Source organism: Campylobacter showae CC57C (genome assembly GCF_000344295.2).
Classification (GTDB): Bacteria; Campylobacterota; Campylobacteria; order Campylobacterales; family Campylobacteraceae; genus Campylobacter_A; species Campylobacter_A showae_B.
The window spans coordinates 1-11025 of the sequence record NZ_AOTD01000273.1 but is presented as its reverse complement, the minus strand read 5'-3'; the positions used below and the strand labels follow the sequence as shown (position 1 = coordinate 11025).

The 11025-nt window shown below is 46.5% G+C and carries 11 protein-coding genes; 3 read left to right on the top strand and 8 right to left on the bottom strand.

The genetic code is table 11. The features are described 5' to 3' along the window. Nucleotides 1-383: 383 nt before the first annotated feature. The gene (locus H740_RS11400; RefSeq protein ID WP_002953958.1) at nt 384-2942 is read right to left on the bottom strand and encodes a molybdopterin-dependent oxidoreductase; all 2559 of its coding nucleotides are present in this window, start codon (nt 2940-2942) and stop codon (nt 384-386) included. 193 nt (nt 2943-3135) lie between these two features. On the opposite strand from H740_RS11400, the gene H740_RS11395 reads away from it, so the two are divergent. Continuing rightward, nucleotides 3136-3339, top strand: coding sequence for a hypothetical protein (locus tag H740_RS11395; protein ID WP_002953957.1), 204 nt, complete (start codon nt 3136-3138; stop codon nt 3337-3339). A 164-nt stretch (nt 3340-3503) separates the two neighbouring features. Here H740_RS11395 and H740_RS11390 read toward each other — a convergent pair whose 3' ends face one another. Then, on the bottom strand, nt 3504-4082 hold the full coding sequence (locus tag H740_RS11390) for a hypothetical protein (protein ID WP_002953956.1): 579 nt from the start codon (nt 4080-4082) through the stop codon (nt 3504-3506). Nucleotides 4083-4351: 269 nt separating this feature from the next. After that, nucleotides 4352-5278 (bottom strand): Dyp-type peroxidase, encoded by a 927-nt coding sequence (locus H740_RS11385; RefSeq protein WP_002953955.1) that lies wholly within the window; start codon nt 5276-5278, stop codon nt 4352-4354. 163 nt (nt 5279-5441) lie between these two features. On the opposite strand from H740_RS11385, the gene H740_RS11380 reads away from it, so the two are divergent. Together H740_RS11380 and H740_RS11375 are read left to right on the top strand one after the other, a co-directional pair. Further along, nucleotides 5442-6128 (top strand): metallophosphoesterase, encoded by a 687-nt coding sequence (locus tag H740_RS11380; protein WP_002953954.1) that lies wholly within the window; start codon nt 5442-5444, stop codon nt 6126-6128. Next, complete coding sequence (locus tag H740_RS11375; RefSeq protein WP_002953953.1) at nt 6125-6775, top strand: metallophosphoesterase family protein; 651 nt, start codon at nt 6125-6127, stop codon at nt 6773-6775. Before H740_RS11380 ends, H740_RS11375 begins: the two co-directional genes overlap by 4 nt. 352 nt (nt 6776-7127) lie before the next feature. On the opposite strand, the gene H740_RS11365 is transcribed toward H740_RS11375, so the two are convergent. From H740_RS11365 to H740_RS12015, 5 genes are all read right to left on the bottom strand, one after another. After that, entirely contained in the window at nt 7128-7874 is a 747-nt protein-coding gene (locus tag H740_RS11365; RefSeq protein ID WP_002953951.1) for a response regulator transcription factor, read from the bottom strand. A gap of 47 nt (nt 7875-7921) precedes the next feature. Beyond that, nucleotides 7922-8602: a sensor histidine kinase gene (locus H740_RS12345; protein WP_002953950.1), complete on the bottom strand. Its 681-nt coding sequence runs from the start codon at nt 8600-8602 to the stop codon at nt 7922-7924. A 13-nt stretch (nt 8603-8615) separates the two neighbouring features. Next, a complete protein-coding gene (locus H740_RS12340; protein ID WP_002953949.1) occupies nt 8616-9017 on the bottom strand; it encodes a PAS domain-containing protein in 402 nt (133 codons plus the stop codon). Continuing rightward, nucleotides 8992-10002, bottom strand: a complete 1011-nt coding sequence (locus H740_RS11355; RefSeq protein WP_002953948.1) for a bifunctional 3,4-dihydroxy-2-butanone 4-phosphate synthase/GTP cyclohydrolase II — start codon at nt 10000-10002, stop codon at nt 8992-8994. The genes H740_RS12340 and H740_RS11355 overlap by 26 nt, the downstream gene beginning before the upstream one ends. 605 nt (nt 10003-10607) lie before the next feature. Beyond that, entirely contained in the window at nt 10608-11024 is a 417-nt protein-coding gene (locus H740_RS12015) for a hypothetical protein (protein ID WP_034958174.1), read from the bottom strand. Nucleotide 11025 lies beyond the last annotated feature (1 nt).

Genomic DNA, 11025 nt, shown 5'->3' with positions numbered 1-11025 from the left:
AAATAGCGGCAAACGAAACGATCAGCGAGATGATGAGCATCAACGCGATCTTATTCGTGATAGAACGCATTTTCTCTCCTTATATTTTTTCTTAAATTAAAAAATTATTCTACTACCTTCAAAGTTAAATAAAATTGAAATTTAGCATAAACTTAGCTTTAAAAGCAAAATTTGATCCAAATTTGTAAAAAATAGATCTGAGCTGGCAAAAATGGGGGCAAAAAGGGGTAAATTTGTATGAAGAAACGGTATAAATTTAATCCAAATTTATACCACTTCAAGTTAAATTTAACGACTGAATTTTAAACGCCTCGCCGAGTCAAATTTAACCCGGCGAGGTTTTATCAAATTTAAGCCGCAGATTTTAGTTCGCGGCCTCAAATTTAAGCGAATTTCGGATCGCTAAACGCCGTTAGCTCAGGCGCCTTGCCCGTAAACTTCTCGATATTTACAAGCGCGGTGTGACTGATATTGCCGTTAGCTAGCTTGCTAGTCGGGATATCGATAGTTAGCACATTTGGCGAGCCGTTTTTGCAAAGACCCGCGTCAAATCCGTCGTACCATACGCCTTCAGCGAGCTTCACAACGCCCTCTTTGATATCTTGCGTCACCAAGGCACCCGCTAGCACTTCGCCGCGCGCGTTAAACACGCGAACTAAATCGCCGGTTTTTATGCCCTTTTTCGCGGCGTCTTTAGGGTGTATCCAGATCGGCTCGCGGCTTGCGATCGCGTAGTTTTCGCGCAGAGAGGTTTGATTTAGCTGCGAATGGAGGCGATCGGTAGGATGCGGGCTTAGCATGTGTAGCTCGGCAGGTTTATCTTTCATGCCTAGCCACTCGATCGGCTCAAACCACATCGGATGCGCTTTGCAGTCGTCATAGCCCATTTTCTCGATGGTTTCGGAGTAAATTTCGATTAGACCGCTTGGCGTTCCTAGCGGATTTAGCACTGGATCCTCTCTAAACTCGCCAAATCTCACCCACGTATCGCTCTCAGGCGTCGAGGCAAAAGTTACCGGCTTATTTTCGTTCCAAAACTCCTCAAACGGCTTCATATCGGTTTCAAAATCAGGTATAGCCTTGACCTGCTCGTACGCCGCGCCGTAGTATTCCTTGATCCAGTCAAATTCATCCTTGCCGTTATCGGTGTAGGCTACGACTAAATTTTTAGCGTACGCCTTGCAAAGATCGGTAAAAATTTGATAATCGTCGCGCGCTTCGCCGTATTTTTCCACGACTTGCTTCATCGGTACGATGTTCATGTTTGAGTAGTCGCCCGTCATCGTTACGTCGTTGCGCTCGTACGCCGTAGTAGTCGGGAATACGATATCAGCCATCTTAGCAGTCGGCGTCCAGTAGGCCTCGTTTACGACTACCGTGCGAGGTTTGCGCCACGCTTCTAGTAGGCGGTTGGTTTCTTGATGGTGGGCTAAAGGATTGCCGCCGACCCAGTAGATAAAGTCGATATCAGGATACGTGATTTTCTTGCCGTTGTGATCGATCACTTTGCCAGGATTTAGCAGAGCGTCCGCGATACGAGCGACCGGGAATGCATAGTTTGTAGCCTTTTGTAGCCAGCTTTGACCGGTACCCGCTACCGCCGCGGCTTTAGCGACGAAGCGGCCGTTTGCGTCAAATTCTCCGCTATCGGTACCGATAAACTCGCCCTCGTCGTTAAATTTACCCACGCTTGCGCTATTTACTCCGCCGATTACAGCACCCTTGCAAGTCGGAGCGCCGCCGTTTGAGTAGTGGTAGCTAAGGCCAAAACCTCCGCCAGGAAGCCCGATCTGACCTAACATCGCCGCCAAAGTCACCATCGCCCAGTGCGGCTGCTCGCCGTGATGCGCGCGTTGCATGCCCCATCCGCTCATTATCATCGTGCGGTTAGCGGCGAAGGTATCTGCAAGCTCTTTTATGAGGCTTGCTTTTAGGCCGCAAATTTTGCTCGCCCACTCCAAATTTTTAGGCGTGCCGTCGGTTTTACCCAGCAGATACGGCAGGAACTTATCAAAGCCGCTCGTATAGGTTTCGATGAAGTTTTTATCGTATTTGCCGCTCTCGTATAGGTAGTGCATCATGCCTAACATCATCGCAGTGTCGGTGTTTGGCACCGGAGCGATCCACTGAGCCTTGTCGAAGTACTGCGCCGTATCGCTTCTGATAGGGTCGATGATGATCACTTTGATATCTTTTTTGTTTTTTAGCTCTTCAAAATACTTAAAGCCCTGCTCGTCGGTGCTAGTCCACGCTATGCGAAGGGTTGCCATCGGGTTCGCGCCCCAGATGACGACTACTTTTGAGTTTTCTAGTACCACAGGCCAGCTGGTTTGCTGCTCATATACCTCGATGCTACCCACGACGTGAGGCATGATGATCTGGCTGGCACCCGTGGAGTAGTCGCCTAGCGAGCCCACGAATCCGCCGCTAAGGTTCATAAATCTATGAAGTAAAATTCGCGAGTTATGTACGTTGCCGCTTGATTTCCAGCCGTAGCTACCGGCAAACACACCCTCTAGCCCCTTTTGCTTTCTAGTCTTTTTTAGCTCTCTAGCTACTAGTTTTATCGCGTCCTCGTAGCGTACGCGCACCCAGACGTCTTTACCTCTTAGTTCGGGTTTTGGCGAATCTGGATTTTCTAGGTAGCTTTTGCGCACCATAGGGTATTTTATGCGTGATTTATAGACCATATCGGCGGTGTAGTGCTGCAGTGGATTATACACTTCGCTCGTTTTTTGAAACGGCTCTGATTTTACGATCTTGCCGTCTTTGACGCTAACTTTTAGCATGCCCCAGTGAGCGGCCGTTAGCACCTCGCCGTTACGTACGTTTGACGTATTTAGCTCGGCGCCGAGTAAATTTGACGCCGTTACGATAGAAAACAAAGGAGCCGCCGCAAGCGCCGCTCCGCCTTTTAATACATTTCGTCTTTGTAGGTTCATTTTCCTCTCCTATCTTTACTTCGCAGACTGGTAAAGCCAGTCTTTGCAACGAGGAGCTACGCTCCCTCGACCCACCTAAAGTCCCTACTGCGTAGGGTACCCTGTTTTTACCTCTCGGTCGAACAAAGTCCGACCTCCGAGCGGAAGCGCAAGCGCTCCCTGCACCATTCTGCTTGCAGTTGCGAAGTCGCAGATGCAAGCAAGGCTAAAACACATCGCTTCTTTTCAAAGCGACTTTAATTCGGCTTTTTATCAGCCAAACGAGCCGCGTCTTTGCATCGGCCCAAATTTAAACTCCAAATCTGACCGCTCTCTCGTCCAAAGCGTCAAATTTGACGGACTAAAAAACAAAGCCTCGTTCGCGCGGTTTAGCCGCAAAGCTGCCGCTCAAATTTAGCGTGTATCTCGTCTTACGCGCTAAATTTAGCATTTCGCCGAACATTATAAATTTGACGTCTCGGCAAGCTTCCTCGCCGCGACTTTCATAAATTTAGCTCCCGCAAGTCTCGTCCATTTGCGGGTGCGTTAGGCGTAAATCCTCGTCAAATTTACGCGCCGCTTTTACTTTTTCGCCACGTTCACATCAGCAGAGTGCTTTTGCAAGTACTGTATCACCAGCCACTCGTCGTCTTTGCCGATCGCAGTTCGCGCGATCATCGATTTTAGCAGGTTAGGCCACTGATTTGCCTTGTAGTGCGTGGTTTGATGTAGCGAATGGCACACTCCGCAGCTCTCTTTGTATAGCTCGCCGCCCTTAGCAAAAAGTCCGCCTAAATCGCTCGTAAAGCCGTCTTTTTGCGCATAGACCACGGTCTCGACCTCGTCCCATTTGCCGTTAGTGCCCTTTTTTACGACCTTTATATCAGGCGTCGCGGTTTTGGCAAACGCCACGGCGATAACGCGCTCGGAGTCGCTAAAATAAACGACGTTGCTAACGGCCGGATTTTGGTAGCCTTTAACGGAGATTTTCACGCGGTCGCCCTGCGTGGCTAAAATTTTAACCCCGTTCGTCGGCAAGAGCCTGCCTATGCTTTTTTGCGACGTCGCGTCGGCGTAAACGTCTTTTACCGATGGGCTATACACCTCGCCCGCTGCAAAGAGCGAACAGGCTAGCAAGCTTGATAGTAGGATTTTTTTCATTTTGCTCCCTTAAATTTAAGATGTAAAAAGATTATATAAGAAAAGTATGATGAAAGTATGATTTTATGAAAAAATAATTTTATATTTGCGCGGTTCATGCCGTAAATTTGCAAGCAAAATTTGCAAATTTAGCGGTAAAAGCTTACGAAAAAATACTAATCTCGGTTTTAAATTTTAAAAGCGAATTCGGCGAGGTTATTGAAAGCAAAATTTAAAGCGTCAGCCCGCAAAACGCACGAAATTTAGGGGGGTTCGCGAGCCGAAAAATCCTACTCTGCGCTATAGCTTGATAGCATATCAAAAGTAGGAGCGAAAAAGAGCGCTCCGGTGATCGGCGTGCTAAAATCAAGCAATCTATCCGAGTTGCCGCGCGGCTCGCCGATAAACATCTTATTTAGCATCGCTTCAAGCGTCGAAAACGTGCTAGCATACGCGATAAAGTACGTCCCGGTCATGCTTCCCTCGACAAAAGGCATATTTCCGCGAACGACTTTTTTATCATCTCCTACGTTTGCCGCGGCAGAGTGCGAGTTGCTAGGCTTTTCATCCTCGCTCATCTCGATGTCGTCTGCCTTAGTGCGGCCGATGACTTTTTCTTGCTCGCTCACGCTAGTTGCATTCCACTCTCTCATTTTGTGTTTATATTTTTGCACGAACACATAGCTTCCGCCCTTAAATTTCGCGTCCTCGTCGCCGACTTTGGCAAAATAATCCCTGTCTTCGCCGTTTGGATTTTCCGTACCGTCTACAAAGCCGATAATCGCCCTGCCGTCGTGGTATTTAAAACCCTGGGTTTCGTCTGCGAGCTTGGCAAATTTAAAAAGTTCGGCCTTTATATTTTGCGCCATATCAAAGCAGTCCGCCGCATCAAGCGCTCTAATATGCACGTGGATATCGCCCGCAGTGCTCACGGCTTCGTGCTTATCGCCTTTTATCGCTTTAAAATTTACAAGCTCTTTTGGTAGCGGTTGCGGGAGTCCTAGTTTTAGCCACGCATCGTGTCCTACGGCGATAACGCAGTTTACGTTCGCCTCCGCGCCAAACCTTACTTTGGCTGTCTTATTTAAATTTACCACCAAAGCGCAAAGCCTCTCAAAGCCTTTTTTACAGGCGTTTTCGTCGCCGCTTAGCAGCCAAGTTTGAAAGACGGTGTTATTTCCAGGCGCCTGCGTTACTTCTTGCGAATTTATTTGCATTTTTTCTCCTTAAAATTTTAGTCCGATTATACCTAAATTTTAGGGCGACGGCGGACGGGCGCGGTATTTTTAAGCGCATTATTATCTAAATAGAGTAAAATCAATTTGCCTTTATTCTCGCATTAACCCAAAATTTCCGCAAATTTAATTCAAAAGAGTAAAAATGTTAAAAATTAAACGTATAAACGAAAGCGATTTCGAGCGGATTTTCGTATTCGGCGACCTTCACGGCTGCCTTGGACTATTTGACGCGATGCTTGAAAAGATAAATTTAACCAAAAACGACCTAATAGTAATCCTAGGCGATAGCTGCGACAGGGGCGAGGATAGCATCGGGCTATATCTGCGCTACGCCGAACTCATCGCGCAAGGACGGCAAATTTTACACGTTAGAGGCAATCACGAAGATATGCTTTATAAAGCTATTTTTGAGGATGACGCGCAGAGTTACTACACGTGGATAAATAACGGCGGCGAAGATACGATAAAAAGCGTAACGGCTCACGGATTTACGGATATTCCACCGGAGGTTAAAGAATTTATAGAGCAGATGCCTCACATCGTAAGCTCCGAGCAAAGCTTGTTCGTTCACGCCGCATATAATCCTAAAATTTCGCTAGAACGCCAAGACGAGGACTTCGTGATGTGGCGAAGGACGCCGTTTTGGCAAGAAAACGACACGGGCAAAAAGATATACTTCGGACACACTCCAAATCGCGACAACGAAATCCACGATAAAGGAAACGGCGTGTTTGCGATGGACTGCGGCGCGGTATTTTTCGGGCGGCTGGTTATAATGGAAATAAAAAGCGGCGAAAAATTCGAGGTAGGTTTAAGGAGGCGAAAATGACTTATTTTACGTCGGATTTACATTTCGGACACGCAAATATCATGAAATTTCATCCAAATTTTAGGAAATTTCAAAACATAAACGATATGGATAATACGCTAATCCGCCTTTGGAATTCGCGCGTAAATCCCTGCGACGAGGTTTATAATCTAGGCGACGTCAGCTTTCATAAGGACTTTGAGCAGACGCTTAAAATTTTAAAACGCCTAAACGGCAAGCACGTATTGATTTTAGGCAATCACGACCAAGAAATTCGCAAGCGCGCGGACGAGCTTTTAACGATGTGCAAAAACGACAACAACGCACTGTTTGAAGAGATTTGCGACTACAAGGAGCTGGCGCTAAAACACGGCGGCGAAAGTTTTAGGCTCGCGCTTTTTCACTATCCCGTCTGCGAGTGGAACGGCGGCCATCACGGCGCTATCCATCTCTACGGACATATCCACGCAAACGTAGCGAAGATAAAGGGCAAGGCGCTAAACGTCGGCTACGACCTGCACGGCAAAATTTTAGAATTCGGCGAAATTTTGGACTTCGTAAAGGATTTGCCGCCCTACTCGCACGGAGGCAATCAATTTGGCGAAAACGAGGACGAGGGCGTAAGAGCGCAAAAGATCAAAGGCTTTTTACGACTAATCAATAAGTAACGCTAGATCAAATTTCGCGTAAAATTTTAAGTAGTAAGCCAAAATCGCCGTTTTGACGGACGGATTTAAAAAATTACTATTTATTTTATCGTAAGGCAAATCGGCGCGAACAAGATAAAAAATAGTCGCAAACTAGGCGCGCAGAGCGCGGTAATCGCAAAACCAGCTGATAAAAGACGGATTTTAAGCGCCTTGTATCGCTTTAATTTGAGCCGCTCGTTTAATCTTGCGCGCTCAAATTTTGCCGCCGCCTTGCTAGCGATCCTAAAAATGCGCCGAGTTTTATTTTTAAAGCCGTAAAACGCAAAAAGCTTAATCTTTAAAATTAGATTTAGCTTTTTGCGTTTGAGCTTCAAATGTAGCAGATTTTACTCACCGTTCGCCCGCCTTGCCCGTCCAAAATCAGCGCATATCCGCTGCCTTGCGCGTTTTGGATGAGTTCCGGGTAGAGTTTTTTGCGTAGTTTATACACAAAGCTTCGTATCGCGTCGGCGGTGCAGCTGCCCTCCTGCCAAACGCACGCCTCGATCATCTCAAAGCTAACGACGCGGCCCTGATTTTTTAGAAAAAGATGTAGTAAATTTTGCTCTTTTTTAGTTAGTGCCACGGGCTCGCCGTCCTTTGTTAGCTGCCTGCTAAAGGCGTTAAATTTAAAGCCGTTTTTTAGATCGACCTGGGCAAAATCGTTTTTAAATTTATTCGCCGCAAAGCTCATTTCCATGATGAGCTCGCGCTTTTCAAACGGCTTTTTTAGTACGCCAAAGCTGCCTAGCTCTATCGCACTAAGCACGTTTTCGTCGCTACCATATGCAGTGAGAAAAATAATGGGCACGTCTTTATCCAGCCCCCTTATGCGAGCCGCCATCTCAAGCCCGTTCATATACGGCATGTTGATATCGGAAAGCACCAAATTTACGCCCTTTGCTTTAAAAACTTCCAGCGCCTCTTTGGCGTTTGCGCAAACATAAACCTCGCTCACGTAGTTTTCGACCGATATTTTGATACTTTCGCGCAGACTCTCGTCGTCCTCGACGATGAGTAAATTTACGCCGTTTAAGATATTTTTTATTTTGCTATACACGCTAGCCTCATTTCTCACTTGTGTTTCTTAAGTCCGCATACTAGTTTTCAAATTTACAGCCTCGCCTAAATTTCGCCCAAAAATAGCGTAAATTTAGTCGGATTTGCCGCGTTTTCAAGCTCCAGCGAGCCGCCTAGCTTTTTTACGGCTAACTCCCTGGCCACGCTTAGCCCCGTGCCTGTGCCCGTATTTTTCGTCGTGAAAAATAGCTCGAAAATTTTATCGCTATCTGCTTTTACGCCGCCGCCGTTATCGCTCACGCTCACGCTAAATAGCTCGCCCGCTCTCTTTAGCTCGATCAAAATTTGCGGCGTTTCGCATCCGCTTTCGATCAGAGCGTCCTTGGCGTTTGAGAGCAAGGAGAGCAGGATCTGCCTCACGTAGCTAGCTACGCTTTTTAGCTCGCATTTGCCTTGCTCGTGAGCAAATTTTAGCTCGATGCCGTGAGAGTTTAGCTCGGGTCTAACTATCAAAATAAGCTCGTTTATGATATTAACGAGGTCAAATTTCGCCGCCCCCTCGCCGCTTGAATAAAAATTTCTAAACGCCTTTATCGTTTCATCCATGAGCCTTAGGCTCTTTTTGCAGGCTGCGATTTGAGCCGGTATGCGCTCAAATTCGCCCTCGCTCGCGCACTCCTCGATGTTATCTAGATACAGCCCCAGCGCGCTTAGAGGCTGGCGCTGCTGATGCGAGATGGAGTTTATCATCTCGCCTACCAGCGCGGTTTTAGCGTGAACCAGCACCGAGCGCCTTTGCTCAAGCTCCTTTTTTTTCGAGCTCCTTTTCGTGCGTGACGTCGGTGACAGCAAGGATAAATCCGTCAAATTTCACCCCACCCTCAAGTACGTTCGAGACGTTTAGCCTGTAGCATTTTTGGTCCTTTTTTACTATAAAATCGCTCGAGTTTAGCGGGCTATTTTTGAGACTTTCAAAGCTTTTTAGCTCACCCAGCCCCTGCGCCGCAACGACTAGCTCGTCAAATTTTGCTCCGTAAAAAATTTTTGGTGCCAGAGCGAAAATTCGCTCGAATTTTTTATTTATAAATTTTATTGCGCCGTTTTTATCCGCATACAAAAGCCCCAAATTTAGCGTCTTGGCAAAGGCCCGCGCTACCTCGCCGAGGCTGTTTGCGTTACTCTTTGTAACCCGCGATGTCAAGCCCAAAGCCTTTTAATGCGACGAAATCTTTGTTTTTATTTGCGCTTAAAAGCTCGATACGGCTGACACCTAGCTTGTGTAAAATTTGCGCCCCGATGCCGTAGTCCTTGACCTGCCCGCCGCACTTCTCCTCGCCCTGTAAAAATACCGCAACGCCACCGTTTTTAGATAGATACTCGAGCGAGTCTCGCAAGTCGTCGAATTTATCCGAGCAAAGCAGCTCCACGTCGCTTGAAATTTGATGAAATTTGACCGCAGTTTTGTCTTTTATCTCGCCAAAAACAAAGGCATAGTGGCGCTCGCCCTTGTGATCCAGGATCTCGCATTTTAGGGCGTCAAAGCCCGCTATCTTAGCCACGGTTTTTTCTTTTATCTCGATTAGGCTTTCGTGTTTTAGGCGGTACTGCACGAGCTCGGAGACCGAAACCATATTTAGTCCAAATTTCTCGCAAAACGCCTCTAGATCGGGCCTGCGAGCCATATTTCCGTCCTCTTTTACGATCTCGCATATGACGGCTGCTTGCATTAGGCCTGCGTATTTGCACAGATCGACCGACCCTTCGGTGTGTCCGGTGCGGCTTAGCACGCCGCCTTTTTTAGCGATGAGCGGGAAAATATGCCCCGGGCGCACGAAGTCCTCGGGCTTTGACATCGGATCGGCCGCTAGGCGGATCGTGACGTCGCGCTCGTATGCACTCACGCCCGTAGTCGTGTTTCTAGCGTCGATCGTGACGGTAAACGCCGTCTCGTGGCAGGATGTGTTTTTATCCACCATCAAATTTAGATCAAGACGACGCGCGATCTCCTCGTTTAGCGCGAGACACAGCACGCCTTTTGCGTGAGTGATGGCGAAATTTACCTTTTGCGTGTCGCTAAACGTCGCCGCAAATACCAGATCGCCCTCGTTTTCGCGATCCTCATCGTCGACCATTACGACCATTTTGCCGTTTTTGATGTCGTTTATGGCCTGTTCTACTCTATCCATTGTTATTCCTTGTTTAAAAATTTGGGGTAATTATACATTTTTAGCTTTGAATTTAGGCTTTTGCGCGGGCTTTGCTTGAGATTTTACGGACTTTTTGCCGCGTCTAACTGTGACGCAAACGGACTTTAGTTAAATTTAAACGAAGCGACCAGGCTTGTAAGTTTTTGTTTAATTTTTACGGATTTATCAAATTTGACCGATTTTGGGCATAACCCGCATCTTGAAAATGTTAAGGTTAAATTTAGCGATAATAGTATGCGTGAGGCAAATTTTGTGCGTCATTATTTTTGTTAAATTTGCCAAACCTTAAAATGGTGCGCGATACGATTTGGGCCATTTTTCATCGCGGCAACTAAATTTGAACAAATTTGCCGCTGATTGCGTACTATTTTGGAGTAAATTTGCCAACCTTAAAAGCATAAACACTCGCCTAGCGTTACGCGAGCGGTAAATCTTTTTAACGACCATATCCGCGCTCTTGCTCAAACGGTTTTATCGCACGCACACTACGATCGGCAGCCACGATCGCAATACCAACACTTAAACTATTATAACCGGTATCTTTTTCGAACGAGTGCGAACAATTTTAAATAGTTTGACGAATTTTACGGTCTCAGCTTGATTTGGTATCTTGCGCCAAGTTTTGCAAATTCTTTGGCGAAAAACGCGTTTAGATCGCGCAGGCTGTCGTCGTTCATTTGGATAAGTTTTAGGCGGTTTTTCTTGTAAATTTTGATCTTTTTACTTTTTCTTTTTAGATACTGCGGTGTTTCAAGTCCCCAAAATTCGATATAAATTTCGCTTTGCGTCAAATAAAAATCACTAATGACACGCTCTTTGGTCGGCACCTTTTTCTCGTAGATAAAATCTATACCGCGGTAAAATAGCCAATTTGCCACAATGAGCTCGGCGCGGCTTTTTACCGTATTGCCGCTATCGCTTTTGTATCTAGTTTGCTTGATTTTTTGCTTTTTAAATAGCTTTAAAGCTAGCAAAGCAATTACGATCAGCAGTAAAACGATT

Bases quoted from the DNA above. Each gene is read 5' to 3' on its own strand.
- H740_RS11400 (WP_002953958.1), bottom strand. From the start codon at position 2,942: ATGAACCTACAAAGACGAAATGTATTAAAAGGCGGAGCGGCGCTTGCG.
- H740_RS11390 (WP_002953956.1), bottom strand. From the start codon at position 4,082: ATGAAAAAAATCCTACTATCAAGCTTGCTAGCCTGTTCGCTCTTTGCA.
- H740_RS11380 (WP_002953954.1), top strand. From the start codon at position 5,442: ATGTTAAAAATTAAACGTATAAACGAAAGCGATTTCGAGCGGATTTTC.
- H740_RS11375 (WP_002953953.1), top strand. From the start codon at position 6,125: ATGACTTATTTTACGTCGGATTTACATTTCGGACACGCAAATATCATG.
- H740_RS11355 (WP_002953948.1), bottom strand. From the start codon at position 10,002: ATGGATAGAGTAGAACAGGCCATAAACGACATCAAAAACGGCAAAATG.
- H740_RS11385 (WP_002953955.1), bottom strand. From the start codon at position 5,278: ATGCAAATAAATTCGCAAGAAGTAACGCAGGCGCCTGGAAATAACACC.
- H740_RS11395 (WP_002953957.1), top strand. From the start codon at position 3,136: ATGCAAGCAAGGCTAAAACACATCGCTTCTTTTCAAAGCGACTTTAAT.